The organism is Cryobacterium sp. (assembly GCF_025463825.1).
Classification (GTDB): domain Bacteria; phylum Actinomycetota; class Actinomycetes; order Actinomycetales; family Microbacteriaceae; genus Cryobacterium.
Map to the genome: position 1 here is coordinate 1 of NZ_JAODBG010000015.1, position 14,767 is coordinate 14,767.

The following is a 14,767-nucleotide window of genomic DNA, read 5'->3' on the forward strand; positions in this document are numbered from 1 at the left end:
CCGTCGAAGGTGTAGCTGCCGTCGACCACGCGGTTGGGCCAGGGGGCCAGGACGGCGCCACGGTAGCCGGGGCGCACCTCGTCGGCGGCGAACGGCACCACCAGGTCGCGGCCGTTCCAGGTGAGAAGGCGAAGGCTCGCACCGACACTGGCGATGGTGGCCGAGTAGCCGCCGTGGCTGATGGTGAACTGCAGGCCGGACAGTGGCAGCCCGGGGGCATCCGGGTCCTGCGTGGTGGAAGCGGCGATTGCGGCGTCAGTCATGGGAGAGGACTCGTTTCAGGTAGGCGTTCTCGAAGCGGCCGGCGGGGTCGACCCGCCGTACGTGCGCCGCGAAGTCATCGAGGCGGGGGTAGGCACGGCGGAGCCGGGCAGGGGACATGGTGGCGACCTTGCCCCAGTGCGGGCGCGGCGCGAACGGTTCGAGGGTGTGCTCGATCAGCGGCAGAACCGTCAGGATCTCGGCGGCCAGCGGCTTCCAGGTGAAGTGGATAGCCAGCGAGTCGCGAGCGTAGCTCGGGCTCAGCCAGGCGGTGTCCGCCGCGACGCTGCGGAGTTCCGAAATGTGCAGCAGCGGCGCGATGCGGGCACCGATCGCGCGCAGCGCGGTGATCGCCACGACGGCGTGCTCGGCGGGAATGAGGTATTCGGACTGGATCTCTTCGCCGTGGCTGGGTTGGAACTCGGAGCGGAAATGCGCGAGCCGCTCGTTCCATGGCCCCGGCTCGCGCAGCTGCCCTGTGACACTCTCGGCGGAGACGCCGGGCAACGGGTGCAGCGCGACGGTCGCTTCGGTGGCGCCGAGCGCGGTCAGGTCGAACTCGGGGCCGTCCACGTCGAGACGGCGCTTCGACCAGATCTGGTGGGTGTTCTCGCCCTGGAAGGTGGTGAACACGCTGACGCTGTAGCCGCTGGCCATGATGGCGGCCCAGTTGGCGAGGGCAGCCGTCCAGGTCAGGCCCTCGTGCACGTACTGGGAGATCTGGAAGTGCGGCTGCACCCTGAGAGTGACCGCGGTGACGATGCCGACGGCGCCGAGGCCGACGACCGACGGGGCGAAGTCGGGGTCGTGCTCGCGCACGATCTCGAGCTGCCCGGAGGCTCGCACGATCTCCAGTGCCAACACGGAGGAGGCCAGCGACCCGTTGCGAACACCCGAACCGTGGGTGCCGGTCTGCACGGCGCCGGCGACCGAGATGTGTGGCAGCGAGGCGAGGTTGGGCAGGGCCAGGTCGTGGGCGGCCAGGAATGCGCCGACTTGCGCGTAGGTGCTGCCGGCGCCGACCCGCACACTCACGGCGGAGCCGTCCGCGTCGAACTGCAGGGCGGGCTCCTCGACCAGCCGATCCAGGGCCACGAGGGTGCCCTCGGTGTCGGCGATGATGGAGAAGGAATGCCGCGAACCCAGGGCCTTGACCTGGCCGCCGGCGTCGGCGACCGCTGTCACGATTTCTGCCACCTCGGCCGCCGTGGTGGGGTGCCTGATGTCGTCCGTCGAATACTCGACGTTGCCGGCCCAGTTCTTCATTGAAACCATTTCTGTAGGAGGAAGCGCGGGGTTTTCACCCCTGCGAAAGAGCGTACAGCCCCGGTTCGATGGTGACGGCGAGGCCGTCGGCGAGGAGCCCGGCCAGCGCGCGATCGCGTTGCCCGGCATCCGACCAGAGACTTTCGACCTCGGCGGCGGTGACCGGATGGTGGGTGGAGCGCAGCTCGGCCATGATCAGCCCGCGCACCTGCCGGTCGCTGCCCTCGAACTTCTTCTGCACCGCCTTCTTGGGCCCCGTGTACTCCGGATAACCTGCCGCACGCCAAGCACAGGCGTCCCGCACCGGGCAGGCCTCGCAGTGCGGGCTCCGGCTGGTGCACACCACGGCGCCCAATTCCATGATCGCGGCGTTGAACACGGCGGCCGGGACGGGGTCGGCCGGCAGGAGCGCCGACATGGCGGCCAGGTCCCGACGGCTCGGCGGTGCCGGCTCGGCCTGCCCGGCCACGGCCCTGGCAAGTACCCGACGGGTGTTGGTGTCGACCACCGGATGCCGGTGGCCGTATGCAAAGGCCGCGACTGCCCTGGCCGTGTAGTCGCCGATACCGGTCAGGGCGAGCAGTTCGTCCACGTCCTCCGGCACGACCCCGCCGTGCCGGTCGGTGATCTGCACCGCCGCAGCGTGCAGCCACAACGCCCGGCGCGGGTAGCCGAGACTGGCCCAGGCCCGCACGGCCTCCCCGGGTGGCACGGAGGCTAGGTCGGCCGGGGTCGGCCAGCGTTCCATCCACTCGGCCAGGCGCGGGATGACCCGGTTCACCGGGGTCTGCTGCAGCATGAACTCGCTGACTAGGGTGCCCCAGGCGCTGAATCCGTCCCGGCGCCAGGGCAGGTCTCGGGCGTTCTCGGCGAACCAGGCGCTGATGGCATCGCTGAGGGCGGGATCAGCCGCGGAGTTCGGTGCGGCGCTGCCGGTGGCGTCGGGGCGGACTGTGAGGTTCATCGGATCTAACCTAGGCTCGATTCATGAAGCTCGTTTCCACCCCACGCGTCGAGTACCTGCGCACCCTCGCGGCCGAGATCCTCAACCTGAACGGCCGGGGCCGGGTGATCGTTGCGGTGGACGGTGCCGACCACGCCGCTCGCACCGCTTTCGCCGATGACCTCGCGGCCGTGTTCGACGAAGCGGACAAGCCCGCGTTCCGGGCGTCCCTGCGCTACTTCCAGCGTTCCCGCCAGGAGCAGGCCAGGTTCGGCGCCGACACCCCCGAGCGGTTCTACCGGCACGGCTACGACTACTCGGCGCTTCGCCGCGTGCTGCTTGAGCCGTTCCGGCTCGGTGGCAGCACGGCCTTCGTTCGCCAGGTGTTCGACCCGGACCGCGACACCTGGGTCGAGCCGACGTGGACGACCGCCCCGGCGGATGCGTTCCTGGTGATCGACGGTGAGTTCGCCCTCCGCGGTGAGCTGCGGGACGGCTGGAACTACCGAATCCTGCTCGAGAGCGAAGCCACCTCCGAGGCCGACTACCTCTACCAGCGCGAGGAGCGTCCCCGTCAGGTGGCGTCGGCCGTGATCGACCTCAGCGAGCGGCACCAGCCGCAGCGGGTGTTCAGCGACTCCTGCTGAACCGCTCCAGCACCTCGACCGGGTCCAGGAACGCGCCGCGGCCCTCCACCTCGTGCACCAGGGCGGTCAGCATCCGGTTCACGGGGGCGTCGACGCCGGCTGCGACGGCTTCCCGCACAACGGCACCGTTGAGGAAATCGACCTCGGTGCGCTGGCCTCGAGTGACGCTCTGCAGAGTGGAGCCCAGGTTGGGCACCGCGCCCATGCGCGCTCGCATCATCAGCGGCAACAGCTGCCCCGCCCAGGCCGGGAGCAGGGAGAACGCCCGCAAGCGGCGGTGTCCGAGCGCCTGCATGGCACCGAACCGGATGCCGCGGCGCATGCCGACCCGCACTGCCTCGCGCATGCTCAGCGTCATCACCCGACGAAGCCCGGGGTGGGCGACGACCGCCTGCACACTCAGCCCGGTGATCGCGGGCAGGGCGTTGAGCATGTTGACGACCAGCTTGGTCCACTGGGAGCCGACGAAGTCATCGATCGCGGCGCACGGCACGGCCGCGGCCAGCACGGCCTGCCAGCGGCGGGTGGCGGCGTCGGCCGGTCCTCTGCCACGACCCAGGTAGGTGGGCGCCGCCGTGGTGACGGTGACGAGACCCGGCTCGGTGTAATTGGCGGCGACGATCGACAACGCGCCGAAGCACTCGGAGCCAGGGAGCAGCCGCCGGGCGGTGTCGACCCCGTCGAGGCCGTTCTGGATCACGATGACCGCGGCCCCGTCGAGCACGGTGGCGTTGTCCCGGATGGCGGCTTCGGCATCCTGCGCCTTGGTGCACACCAGGGCCAACTCCGGCGTCTCCGCCAGCCGTTCAAGGGCGGTGGGGTGCGCGGTAGCCATGCCGAAACCGCCCTCCAGCCGGATGCCGCGCTCCCGGATCGCGTGGAGACCGGCGCCGCGCGCGGTGACCGTGACGTCATGGCCGGCGACGCTGAGCAGGGTGGCGAAGGTTCCGCCGAGGGCGCCGGCACCGATCACAGCAATTCTCATGATCACAGCCTAGGAGCCCGGTCGAGCCGCCGTGACTAGCCGCCGACCAGGGCGGACTGGGCCGGTAGTGGCGCCGGGGCAGGAGCCGGTGCGAGGGCCGCCCGGCGACCGGACGGGAGCGCGAGCGCGATGAGCGACGCAGCGGCGAGCACGGCGGCTCCCACCATGACGGCCGGGATCGCGGCATCCACGTATCCGGTCGGCGTCAGTTCCCCGCCGTTGCCGGTGAAGACCGCCGTGAGCACCGCAATACCGAGCGCCACGCCGATCTCACGGAAGGTGGAATTCGTGCCGGTGGCCTTGGCGTGGTCGTCCGGCACCATGTTCGCGAGCACGGCCGTTGAGCTCGGCGCGAAGACCAGCCCCATGCCGAGTCCGGCGAGCACGAAGGCGCCGACGAACTCGCCGTATTCGACGTCGACCGACATCTTCAGCGCGATCCAGGCCATCGCAACCGCAAGCAGGGCCAGCCCCAGCACGATCGGGAGCCGGGTGCCGGTTCGGGGGCTGAGCATGCCCGTCAGCGGTGCCACGATCATGGGCGCCAAGGTCCACGGCATCGTCATGATCCCGGCTTCGAGCGGACTGTGGCCCTGCACGATCTGCAGGAACTGGATGAGGATGAAGATCGACCCGAAGATGCCAAAGCTGAAGGTGACACCCACGAGGTTGGCAATTGTGAAACTCCGGCCGCGAAACAGTCGCAGCGGCAGCAGCGGGGCGGATGCCCGGCCCTCCCACCAGACGAAGGTCAGCAGCAGGATGCCGCCACCGACGAGCGCGCTGAGCACCTCGGTGCTGGTCCAGCCGGCCTCGTTTCCGCGCACGATTCCGTAGACGACGCCGAACACGCCGCCGCCGGCCAGCAGGAGGCCCACCACGTCGGCGCGGAGGCGCGCACCGAAGCTGTTGGGCAGCGCCAGGAGGGCCAGGGAGACCGAGACCACGCCGAGGGGAACATTCAGCCAGAAGATGGCCTGCCAATTCCATCCCTCGACCACGGCGCCGCCGATGAGCGGGCCGAGGGCCACGCCGAGGCCGGCGATGCCACCCCAGATGCCGATGGCCGCCGGCCGGAACCGGTCGGCCACCGACCCGACGAGCAACGTGAGGGACAGTGGCATGAGCGCCGCGGCGCCCACGCCCTGAAGGGCGCGCGCCGAGATCAGCATCCACGGCTCGACGCTGACCGCACAGAGCGCGGAAGCTGCAGTGAAGAGTGCGATGCCCGCCAGGAACACGCTTCGGCGGCCGAAGCGGTCGCCGATGGCGACGGCCATCAACATGAACGTGGCAAAGCTGAGCGAGTAGGCGTTCACGACCCACTGCAGCTCCTCGATGGAGGCGGAGAGATCGGCATTGATCACCGGGAGGGCGCTGGTGACCACGAGATTGTCGAGGGTGGCCATGAACATGGGCAGCGATGCGGCGACCACCGCGAGCCAGACGGGTACCCGGCCCAGGCGGGCCCAGGCGGGCCCAGGCGGGCCCAGGCGGGCGGAGCGGAGGTGCTGGTCATGGGTTCTCCTTCAGGAAGAGCGCAAATTGTTGTAATCGAATGATTACAAAACTCGAGAGTAGTTATCGACTGATAACATGTCAAGCGTGAACGAGACATCCGGCACGGAGCTGACCCCACCTATCGAGCGGATCCCGGCCGCGGAGCGCCGCGAGCAGATCCTGGCCGCGGCCAGCGTCGTGTTCGGGGAGCGGGGTTACTCCGGCGCGACGACCGACCAGGTGGCCCGCGCCGCCGGAATCAGCCAGCCATACGTGGTGCGGATGTTCGGCACCAAGGAGAACCTATTCCTGGAGGTACTGGCCCGGGCGCTCGACCGGCTGATCACCGGATTCCGGCAGATCATCGCCGAACCCCGCGAACGCGGCGACGATGAGATCGAATTGCTCTCGGCCCGGCTGGGCGCCGCCTATGTCGACCTGATCGAAGACCGTGGCATCCTGCTCTCGCTCATGCAGGCCTTCATCAGCGGCCACAATCCGGTCATCGGTGCCAAGGCCAGGGCCGGGTTCCTTGAGATCTACCGGATGATGCGTGACGAGGCCGGATTCCCGCCGGAGGAGATCCGTGGCTTCCTGGCCGAGGGGATGCTGTTCAACACCCTGCTGGCCATCCGCCTGCCCGATGTCTATGACGACGACGAGGCCGCGGCAGAGCTGATGCGCTGCGCGTTTCGTGGCAAGCTCGACGTGGTGCTCAGTGCGACCGCCGCAGCGCCGGCCGAGCACGCCGGAACGCAGACCCCGCAGCAGTGAAGGACCACCAGTGAACGCCCCCCGCCGTAAGCCGAGCAGCACCGCGAGCGGCCTCGTGTTGATCGACAAGCCGCAGGGCTGGACCAGCCACGACGCGGTCGCCCGCACCCGACGGCTGGCCAACACCCGCAAGGTCGGCCACGCCGGCACCCTCGACCCCATGGCGACGGGTCTGCTGATCCTCGGCATCAACAGCTCTACTCGGCTGCTTACCTATGTGGTGGGCCTGGACAAGGAGTACCTGGCCACCATCCGGCTGGGCGCAGCGACCAGCACCGACGACGCGGAGGGGGAGGAGCTCACCCGGGCCCCCGCCGAGACCGTCGCCGCCCTGGCTGCGGGCGCCGTCACGGCGGGAATCCAGGCGCTCACCGGCGAGATCAGCCAGCGGCCCAGTGCTGTGAGCGCGATCAAGGTGGACGGCAAGCGCGCCTATGCCAGGGTGCGCGCCGGTGAGGACGTGCAGCTGCCGGCCCGGCCGGTCACCGTGACCGAGTTCGAACTGGTCAGCAGCACCCCGGTCGACGGGTTCCTGGACCTCCGCGTGCGCGTGGTGTGTTCCTCCGGCACCTACATCCGGGCGCTGGCCCGCGACCTCGGCGCCGGGCTCGGCGTCGGGGGGCACCTCACCAGCCTCCGCCGCACCCGCATCGGCCCGTTCGGCATCGACGCCGCCGATCCGCTCGATCGGCTCGATGTGGCCCGCGCCCTGATCGGGCCGGCGGATGCGGCCAGCCGGCTTTTCGACCGGCTCGACCTGGACGAGCAACAGGCCCTCGAGCTCAGCCAGGGCAAACGGATCGCCGCCCCGGATGGCGCCGTCGACGGTGGCCCCGTCGCCGCCATCGACCCGCACGGCCGCCTCATCGGCCTGGCGGAGTACCGGGCCGGCGAGGCGAAGTCCATCGTGAACTTCCCACCGGACGATCCCCCTCCGTCGGCCGCACAGCCGGCCGAGGCGGCGGAAGCGGAGGAGACCCCGTGATCGAGTGGTTCACCTACCTGCAACTGGCCATCGCCGTTGCCGGCGGTCTGCTGTGCCTTGGCCTCGGATTTGCGGGCCGTCGGCCCAGCGACCTGAGCATGGGCGCCACCGCCCTGGTCGAACTGCTCCTGATCGTGCAACTCGTCGTCGCCATTGTGGCCCCGATCGCCGGCAACGAGGCAACCGGCAGCCTGCTCGAGTTCTACACCTACCTGATCAGTGCCATCCTGCTGCCGCTGGCCGGCGGAGCGTGGGCGCTGATCGAGCGCAGCCGCTGGAGCACCGTGATCCTCGGGGTCGTCTGCCTGTCGGTGGCCGTCATGGTCTATCGGATGCTGCAGATCTGGACGGTACAGGGCGTCTGAGGCGCCGGGGCAGCCGACCGCCCGTCGCGGCTCCACGAGGCCCTGAGATGCTGCGATAATTGCTGAGCGATGAATGAGCAGAAGACCGACACCGGAGACAACGCCACGGGCACCAGCACATCCGGCCGGGTGACCGGCATCGGACGTGTGCTGATCATGGTGTACGGCGTGCTGGCGCTCGCGGCCACCGGCCGCTCCTTCGTGCAGATTGTCAGCAAATTCGATGAGGCGCCCGTCGCCTACGCTCTGTCCGCCCTGGCCGCCGTGGTGTACATCGTCGCCACGATCGCCCTCATCAACCGGAGTGCGGCCTGGTACCGGGTGGCCTGGATCACCATCACTTTCGAACTGCTCGGAGTTCTCGTCATCGGTACCCTCAGCCTCGTCGATCCCCAGCTGTTCCCGCACGACACCGTCTGGTCGTTCTACGGGCGGGGCTACCTGTTCATCCCGCTGGTCCTGCCGATCCTTGGCATGTGGTGGCTCGCCAAGCACGCTCCCGCCCGCACCGGCCGGGACGGCGCCGCAGCATGACCGCCTCGACGACGCCGATGGCGGTGCTGAACGGCGTCGACGCCGTGCCCGCCGACTGGCCGGCTTCCGCCGTCAGTATCGGCAAGTTCGACGGGGTGCACGCCGGACACCGCGCAGTGATCAACGAGCTCAGGACCCTGGCCCGCCGGGAAGGCTTGGCCGCCGTGGTGGTGACCTTCGACAGGCATCCCCTGGCCCTGCTGAACCCCGAGAAGTGCCCCACCGAACTGGTCAGCGTGCAGCAGAAGCTGGACCTGCTCGCCGAGACCGGCATCGACGCCACCCTGATGCTCGCCTTCGACACGGCCTTGTCGTCGCTGCCGCCGGAAGACTTCGTACGTGACATCCTCGTGAACACCCTGCACGCGCGGCACGTCTCCGTGGGCCGCGACTTCCGGTTCGGCGCCCGTGGCCTCGGCGACGCCGACCTGCTCACGGCCCTGGGCCGGCAGTACGGTTTCGACGTGCGGCTGATCGACGATGTGATGCCGCACGGGGAGCGCCGGGTGTCGTCCACTTGGATCCGGGAACTGCTCGCCGCCGGGGACGTCCGCTCGGCGACCCGCCTGCTCGGGCACACTCCGACCGTGCGCGGCGAAGTGGTGCACGGCGCGGCCCGCGGCCGGGAGCTCGGCTTCCCCACCGCGAACCTCTCGCCGCACTCTGAAGGGCTGGTTCCCGCTGACGGCGTGTACGCCGGCTGGCTCACCGACGACGGCAAGCGATACCCCGCCGCCATCTCCATCGGCAACAACCCCACCTTCGACGGGGTTCCGCAGAAGCAGGTGGAGGCCTACGTCCTCGACCAGGACATCGACCTCTACGACCACGTCGTGGAGGTGTCCTTCGTCGAGCACATCCGCGGCATGGTCGCCTTCACCGGCATCGACTCGCTGATCGAGCAGATCGAGGACGACGTCGTGAAGACCCGCGCCATCCTGCATCGTCCGCTGGACTAGAGCGCAGGGGCGGCCGGCCGCGTTTGCGCAGGCAGCGGCCCGCGGCCGAACAGGAACAGGATCAACTCGGCGGCGGTACCCTCGAGCGGCGCACCGTGGCCGACGCTCCATTCGGCATCCGTCGCCACCAGCCGGCGGGTGCGCAGCACCGCCTTGATCTCGGTCGGCGCGATCAGGCTGCGTCGCAACGCCACCGCACCGCCGGCCGTGGCGTGGATGGGCAGGACCAGGCCCAGCGGCTGCGCCAGGTCGAGGCCGTGCACCACTGCCTCGGTCAGCTCGGTGATGCCGCCCCGGCCGACCCCGGCGGACTTGGCGGCGGCGATCTCCCGCAGGCGCGCCACGAGGTGTTCGGGCGGAGCCTCGCCCGCCAACCGGCTCACGGCGTCGATGGCTCGTGCCGGGCGCAGGTGCTGACCGACGTAGGCCCGGGCGGCGCTGCCGATCAGCTCCCGGTTGCTGCTGCCCAGCCGCCAGACCAGGTGGCCCGCCACGTCTCGCACCCGCCACCCGCCGCAGAGGCTCTGCGTCTCCCACTGCTCGATGGTCAGGCCGGCGAGCAGGTCGGCGATTGCGGTGATGGTGGCTCCGACATGCCCGGACCAGCGCGCGTTCACCCCGGACTCGTTCCCGACGCTTCGAAGGCTCAAGGGGAGGTGCCGCGCGAATTCTGCCATGCGGACCAGCCTAGACTTGTCACGTGTCGTTCAGCCCGCCCCGTTCCCTGTGGGCCGGGCGAACCCTCGCGCTGCTCGGCATCATCCTGGTCGCCTTCACCCTGCGCACCGCCGTCGCCGGCCTCTCGCCGATCGTCGGCCAGATCTCTGCCGACGTTCCGCTGAGTGCGACCGCCATCGGGGTGCTCGGGATGTTGCCCCCGGTGTGCTTCGCCGTCTTCGGCATCTTCACCCCGGTGTACACGCGCCGGCTCGGGCTGGAGAACGTGCTGGTGCTCGCCCTCACCGCGATGCTGATCGGGCACCTCACCCGCGGCCTCGCCGGGTCGCTCACCGTGCTGATGATCGGCAGCGTCGTGACCTTCGCCGGGCTCGGCGTGGGCAACGTGCTGCTGCCGCCGCTGGTGAAGAAGTACTTCCCCGACCGGATCGGCCTGATCACGTCCCTCTACGTGACGACGCTGGCTCTGAGCACCCTGTTCCCGCCGCTGATCGCGGTGCCGGTATCGGATGCCGCCGGCTGGCGGATTTCGCTCGGGCTGTGGCTGTTGCCCGTCCTGATCGCCCTCGTGCCCTGGCTGACGATGTTCGTGCGGCATCGGGTGCAGGTCGCCCCGGGGTCGATCGTCGAGGAAACCGAACCCGCGCTGGCCGGCCGGATCTGGCGCTCCTCCATCGCGTGGGCACTCGCGGTGGTGTTCGCCGCGTCCTCGCTCAATGCCTACGCCATGTTCGCCTGGCTGCCACAGCTGCTCATCGACACCGCCGGGGTGACCCCGGCGCAGGCCGGCACCTTGCTGTCCGTGTACGCGGCGATGGGGATTCCCTGCGCCCTGCTAATTCCCTGGCTGACCGCCCGGATGAAGAACGTGGCCGTCCTGGTGTACCTGGGCGTCGCCGTCTTCCTGGTCGGCGATCTCGGCCTGCTCCTGGTGCCAGCGACGCTGACCTGGCTGTGGGTGGTCATGGCCGGATGCGGGCCGCTGTTGTTTCCGCTGGTCCTGGTGCTGATCAACCTGCGCACCCGCAGCCACGCCGGGTCGGTGGCGCTCAGCGGATTCGTGCAGAGCGTCGGCTACACCCTCGGCGCCATTGGCCCACTCAGTGTCGCCCTGTTGCACGAGATCACCGGGGGGTGGACCGCGCCGCTGATCTTCCTGATCTGTACCGCTCTGGCGATCTCCGTGGCGGGCGCGGTCATCGCGCGGCCGCACCTGCTCGAGGACGATCTGGAGCGGCGCCACGGCCGTTGAAGGGTGCTGCTCATCCGAGCAGAATGATCAACGCGTGTTGCCCGGTCCGGCGACGCCGTCGTGGTGTCGACGGCGGGCGTGCTGGACGAGCAGGACCTGACGAAGCGCACTGCCCAGGCCGCCGCGGATTACCTCACCGCCCTGCGCCCGGTGCCGCGCACTCTCGGCATCAGCTGGGGCCGAACCCTGCACGACATCTCGGTGCAGCTCAGGCCCGGCTGGGCGAGCGGGGTCGACGTCGTGCAAATCAACGGCGACGTGAGCCTGAACGCCCGGCCGGGCACCGCCGCGGTCACCGCCGTGAGCATCGCCCAGAATGGCGCCGGCCAGTTCACCCTGTTGCCCAGTCCCGCGATCCTCGAACGGGTCGAGACCAAGCGGGCGATCGCAACCGACAGGTCGGTGGCCGCGGTGCTGGAGATGGGGTCGGCCGCGTCGGCCTACCTGTTCAGCGCGGGTCAGGCGGATGCCGGTTCCGCGCACGTGGAGAGCGGCTACCTCACGCCCGACCAGGTCGCCGAGCTCGTGCGCAAGGGCGCCGTGGGCGATATCGTCGGCCGGTTCATCGACAGCGCGGGCCAAATCGTCGACCCTGCGCTGAACGAGCGTACCTTGGGCATTCCACTCGGACACCTGCGCCGATCTGCAACCGCCATCGCGGTGATCGGCGGCGCTCGGAAGCACGCCAACGCCCGCTCGGTGGTCCTGAGCGGCCTCTGCACGGTGTTGATCACCGACGAGGACACGGCCCAAGCCCTGCTAGCCCGCGAACCGTGAACTGAACCCCTCAACGCGGGCGTTTCTGGGGCCCTGCTCGCGGGTGGGGTTACGCCTCGTGCGGGCGATCGGGGTTGTCGTCGCGGAGCAGGTCGGCCAGGGCCTGGTCGATATCGTCCAAAACCGGCGGCTCGCCCTTGGCGGTCGAGGTGAGGCGGGCCACCAGGGCCTGCGGGTCGTCGAGGTCCTCCGCGGTGGGCAGGATGTCGGGGTGCGCCCAGAGGGCGTCCCTGGCCTCGTTGCCCACGGCATCCGTCACGGCCTGCCACATCGCGGCGGCCTCCCGGAGGCGGCGGGGCCTCAGCTCCAGGCCGACCAGGGTGGCGAAAGCCGACTCGGCCGGGCCGCCCGACGCGCGGCGGCGCTTGACGGTCTCATTGATGGCGTCGGCCCGGGGGAGCCGGCTGGTGGCCTCGACGGTGACCACGTCGACCCAGCCCTCGACCAGCGCGAGCATGGTCTCGAGCCGGCCGAGCGCCGCGAGCTGGGCTTCGGACTTGGGCGGGATCAGCGAGCCGTTGACCATGGCGTCACGGAGTTCCTCCGGGTTGGCCGGATCGAAGCCCTCCGCGAGGGATTCCAGCCGGTCGGTGTCGATGCTGATGCCGTGCGCGAAGTCGGTGATCGAGCTGATCATGTGCAGGCGCAGCCACCGGGAGTGCCGGAACAGGCGGGCGTGGGCGAGTTCGCGCACGGCCAGGTAGATCTGCACCTGGTCGTGGGGAACGTCCAAGCCCTCACCGAACTCGGCGACGTTCTGGGGGAGCAGGGCGGCCTGCTGGTCGCCGAACAGGGGGATGCCGATGTCGCCGCCGGAGACGACCTCGCTGGAGAGCTGGCCGACGACCTGGCCGAGCTGCATGGCGAAGAGGGTGCCGCCGAGGTTGCGCATCATCTGGCTGGCGCCGGCGAGCATGCCCTTGAGCTCCTCGGGGGCCTGCTCGGTGAGCACCTTCGTCAACGAATCGGAGATGCTCGTGGCGACGGGCTCGGCCAGCTGGCTCCACAGCGGCATGGTCGCGGTGACCCATTCCTTGCGGGTCATCAGCTTCGGTTCGACGGTGAGTTCGGCCACCGAGATCACGTCATCGAGCCAGAGTGCGGCGATGTGGAACGCCTGCTCCAGCTCGGCGCGCTGCGCCGGCGTCGTGCTGTGCTGCGCGGCGGCGGCCCGTTCCTGGCCCTGCTGGAGGGCGATGTCCCAGTTGATGCCGCCGTCACCGCCGGCGCGCAGGGCGCCCTGCAGCTGCTGCATCAGGGCGGCGACGCTCGCGGGGTCGTTGGGAAGCCCGGCGGCACCGGCGAGTTGGCTCGGGTCGATGGAGGACTTGCCGGACAGGATGTCCCGGAGCATGTCCTGGAATTCGTCTTCTGGGTTCTGACCGTCGTCGGGTCGGGAGTCGTCGGGCACTTCAGGCACCTCTCAGTTGCTTGCCTCTACGCTAGCCCGAGAACCCCGGCCAGAACTGGGAAATGACCTACGCTGGGTTGTTGCGGTGTCCGCCTGTCGCGAACACTGCAGAGAACCCCGTTCACCCGCACAAAGGAGCCTGGTGGCCCTCTTCACCGATGACGCACCCCGAGGCTCCGGCCGACCCCGCCGCGGTTCCCGCACGGGCTGGGTGGTGCTCGGCATCGCACTGGTCACAGGCCTCACGCTCGCCATCGTGCCGTCGCCGTACGTGGTCGAAAAGCCCGGGCCGGTGTACAACACCCTCGGCGCTGCCGACTACGAGGGGGAGGAGCGCGACCTCATCACGATCGAGGACCAGACCGTGTATCCCACGGAGGGTTCCCTAGACCTGCTGACGGTATCGGTGCTGGGCAACCCGGACAACCGCCTGAACTGGTTGACCGTCGCGGCCGCCTGGCTCGACCCCAGCCAGGCCGTCGTTCCGATGGAGGCGGTGTTCCCGGCCGATGAAACCACCGAGGACCGCGACGAGGCCAACCAGGTCGCCATGGTGAACTCCCAGCAGGACGCCATCGCGGCGGCGCTGACCAGCCTGGACTACGAGTACCCGAGTGAGCTGAGTGTGGTGTCGCTGGCCGACGACGCTCCCGCCGCCGGCCTGATCGAGCCCGGCGATCTGATCGAGTCGGTCAACGGCGAATCGGTGGCCGACATCACGGCGCTCCGCGAAGCGCTCGCGGACAGCGGCGCCGACATGACCGCAACCATCGGATTGACCCGCGACGGCGCCCAGCAGAGCGTTGACGTGACACCGGTCGACCTGGAGGGCTCCGTGGTGCTCGGCATCAACGTCAAGTCCGACTACAAGTTCCCGTTCGAAGTGGAGATCCAGCTGGACAAGGTCGGCGGCCCGAGCGCCGGCATGATGTTCGCGCTGGGTATCATCGACAAACTCACCCCCGGGTCGATCCAGGGCGGCGCGGATGTCGCCGGGACCGGGACCATCGACCAGGCCGGCACCGTCGGCGCCATCGGCGGCATCCGCCAAAAGCTCTTCGGCGCCCAGGACGCCGGCGCCGACTGGTTCCTGGCCCCCGCCGCGAACTGTGACGAAGTCACCGGCCACATCCCGGACGGCCTGACCGTCCTGGCCGTGAGCACCCTCGATGATTCCCTCGCCGCCCTCGACGCCGTCCGCACCGGCGCTGACACCAGTGCCCTGCCCACCTGCCCGGCGGAGTGATAGCGAAGGCACTTCTGGGTGAGCCCTCAGCGAACTGGGGGTTTGCCCTGAGGAGGCCTGCATAGAATGAGGGTCTGACCCCCGATCTATCAGAGCAAGAGGCCAATTCGTGACCACATCATCCGCCGGAAGCGCTCCACGTCGGAGCCGTGCCCCGCTCGCCATCACGGCAGCGATCATCGCC

Annotated in this window: 15 protein-coding genes and 1 pseudogene; 9 read left to right on the forward strand and 7 right to left on the reverse strand. The window is 69.6% G+C overall.

All coding sequences use genetic code 11. The features are described from left to right. The 3 genes and pseudogenes from JWP54_RS01765 to JWP54_RS01775 all read right to left on the reverse strand — a co-directional run. Positions 1–263: pseudogene (locus tag JWP54_RS01765) on the reverse strand (galactose mutarotase); the annotation flags it as partial. Then, entirely contained in the window at positions 256–1,527 is a 1,272-nt protein-coding gene (locus tag JWP54_RS01770; protein ID WP_297366460.1) for a D-arabinono-1,4-lactone oxidase, read from the reverse strand. The pseudogene JWP54_RS01765 and the gene JWP54_RS01770, both read right to left, overlap by 8 nt. Positions 1,528–1,561: 34 nt before the next feature. Next, positions 1,562–2,491 (reverse strand): A/G-specific adenine glycosylase, encoded by a 930-nt coding sequence (locus JWP54_RS01775; protein ID WP_297366462.1) that lies wholly within the window; start codon positions 2,489–2,491, stop codon positions 1,562–1,564. A gap of 23 nt (positions 2,492–2,514) precedes the next feature. On the opposite strand from JWP54_RS01775, the gene JWP54_RS01780 reads away from it, so the two are divergent. After that, positions 2,515–3,117, forward strand: a complete 603-nt coding sequence (locus JWP54_RS01780) for a hypothetical protein (protein ID WP_297366464.1) — start codon at positions 2,515–2,517, stop codon at positions 3,115–3,117. Here the strand turns inward: JWP54_RS01780 and JWP54_RS01785 are convergent. Both JWP54_RS01785 and JWP54_RS01790 read right to left on the reverse strand, forming a co-directional pair. Then, positions 3,101–4,102 (reverse strand): ketopantoate reductase family protein, encoded by a 1,002-nt coding sequence (locus tag JWP54_RS01785; protein WP_297366466.1) that lies wholly within the window; start codon positions 4,100–4,102, stop codon positions 3,101–3,103. The genes JWP54_RS01780 and JWP54_RS01785 overlap by 17 nt on opposite strands. A gap of 35 nt (positions 4,103–4,137) precedes the next feature. Continuing rightward, complete coding sequence (locus JWP54_RS01790; RefSeq protein ID WP_297366468.1) at positions 4,138–5,538, reverse strand: MFS transporter; 1,401 nt, start codon at positions 5,536–5,538, stop codon at positions 4,138–4,140. A 160-nt stretch (positions 5,539–5,698) separates the two neighbouring features. Between JWP54_RS01790 and JWP54_RS01795 the strand changes: the two genes are divergently transcribed. The 5 genes from JWP54_RS01795 (at position 5,699) to JWP54_RS01815 (ending at position 9,219) form a co-directional block, all read left to right on the forward strand. Beyond that, the gene (locus JWP54_RS01795; protein ID WP_297366470.1) at positions 5,699–6,376 is read left to right on the forward strand and encodes a TetR/AcrR family transcriptional regulator; all 678 of its coding nucleotides are present in this window, start codon (positions 5,699–5,701) and stop codon (positions 6,374–6,376) included. 10 nt (positions 6,377–6,386) lie between these two features. Further along, positions 6,387–7,361 (forward strand): tRNA pseudouridine(55) synthase TruB, encoded by a 975-nt coding sequence (truB, locus tag JWP54_RS01800; protein WP_297366472.1) that lies wholly within the window; start codon positions 6,387–6,389, stop codon positions 7,359–7,361. Continuing rightward, a complete protein-coding gene (locus JWP54_RS01805; RefSeq protein WP_297366474.1) occupies positions 7,358–7,726 on the forward strand; it encodes a hypothetical protein in 369 nt (122 codons plus the stop codon). The genes truB and JWP54_RS01805 overlap by 4 nt, the downstream gene beginning before the upstream one ends. A gap of 69 nt (positions 7,727–7,795) precedes the next feature. After that, positions 7,796–8,260: a hypothetical protein gene (locus tag JWP54_RS01810; protein WP_297366476.1), complete on the forward strand. Its 465-nt coding sequence runs from the start codon at positions 7,796–7,798 to the stop codon at positions 8,258–8,260. Between the two features lie 17 nt (positions 8,261–8,277). Further along, on the forward strand, positions 8,278–9,219 hold the full coding sequence (locus tag JWP54_RS01815; protein WP_297366486.1) for a bifunctional riboflavin kinase/FAD synthetase: 942 nt from the start codon (positions 8,278–8,280) through the stop codon (positions 9,217–9,219). Here JWP54_RS01815 and JWP54_RS01820 read toward each other — a convergent pair. Then, positions 9,216–9,896, reverse strand: coding sequence for a maleylpyruvate isomerase family mycothiol-dependent enzyme (locus JWP54_RS01820; RefSeq protein ID WP_297366478.1), 681 nt, complete (start codon positions 9,894–9,896; stop codon positions 9,216–9,218). The two genes, JWP54_RS01815 and JWP54_RS01820, sit on opposite strands and share 4 nt — an antisense overlap. 23 nt (positions 9,897–9,919) lie before the next feature. Between JWP54_RS01820 and JWP54_RS01825 the strand changes: the two genes are divergently transcribed. Together JWP54_RS01825 and JWP54_RS01830 are read left to right on the forward strand one after the other, a co-directional pair. Next, entirely contained in the window at positions 9,920–11,149 is a 1,230-nt protein-coding gene (locus JWP54_RS01825; protein ID WP_297366480.1) for a CynX/NimT family MFS transporter, read from the forward strand. 63 nt (positions 11,150–11,212) lie between these two features. Next, positions 11,213–11,926 (forward strand): sugar-binding transcriptional regulator, encoded by a 714-nt coding sequence (locus tag JWP54_RS01830; RefSeq protein WP_297366482.1) that lies wholly within the window; start codon positions 11,213–11,215, stop codon positions 11,924–11,926. A 49-nt stretch (positions 11,927–11,975) separates the two neighbouring features. Here JWP54_RS01830 and JWP54_RS01835 read toward each other — a convergent pair whose 3' ends face one another. Further along, a complete protein-coding gene (locus JWP54_RS01835) occupies positions 11,976–13,280 on the reverse strand; it encodes a zinc-dependent metalloprotease (RefSeq protein WP_297366488.1) in 1,305 nt (434 codons plus the stop codon). Positions 13,281–13,479: 199 nt separating this feature from the next. On the opposite strand from JWP54_RS01835, the gene JWP54_RS01840 reads away from it, so the two are divergent. Next, positions 13,480–14,583: a S16 family serine protease gene (locus tag JWP54_RS01840; protein ID WP_297366484.1), complete on the forward strand. Its 1,104-nt coding sequence runs from the start codon at positions 13,480–13,482 to the stop codon at positions 14,581–14,583. Positions 14,584–14,767 lie beyond the last annotated feature (184 nt).

Excerpts from the sequence above, each read along its gene's own strand:
- JWP54_RS01770 (WP_297366460.1), bottom strand. The coding sequence starts at position 1,527 with ATGAAGAACTGGGCCGGCAACGTCGAGTATTCGACGGACGACATCAGG.
- JWP54_RS01775 (WP_297366462.1), bottom strand. The coding sequence starts at position 2,491 with ATGAACCTCACAGTCCGCCCCGACGCCACCGGCAGCGCCGCACCGAAC.
- JWP54_RS01780 (WP_297366464.1), top strand. The coding sequence starts at position 2,515 with ATGAAGCTCGTTTCCACCCCACGCGTCGAGTACCTGCGCACCCTCGCG.
- JWP54_RS01785 (WP_297366466.1), bottom strand. The coding sequence starts at position 4,102 with ATGAGAATTGCTGTGATCGGTGCCGGCGCCCTCGGCGGAACCTTCGCC.
- JWP54_RS01795 (WP_297366470.1), top strand. The coding sequence starts at position 5,699 with ATGTCAAGCGTGAACGAGACATCCGGCACGGAGCTGACCCCACCTATC.
- JWP54_RS01810 (WP_297366476.1), top strand. The coding sequence starts at position 7,796 with ATGAATGAGCAGAAGACCGACACCGGAGACAACGCCACGGGCACCAGC.
- JWP54_RS01815 (WP_297366486.1), top strand. The coding sequence starts at position 8,278 with ATGGCGGTGCTGAACGGCGTCGACGCCGTGCCCGCCGACTGGCCGGCT.
- JWP54_RS01820 (WP_297366478.1), bottom strand. The coding sequence starts at position 9,896 with ATGGCAGAATTCGCGCGGCACCTCCCCTTGAGCCTTCGAAGCGTCGGG.
- JWP54_RS01835 (WP_297366488.1), bottom strand. The coding sequence starts at position 13,280 with ATGCTCCGGGACATCCTGTCCGGCAAGTCCTCCATCGACCCGAGCCAA.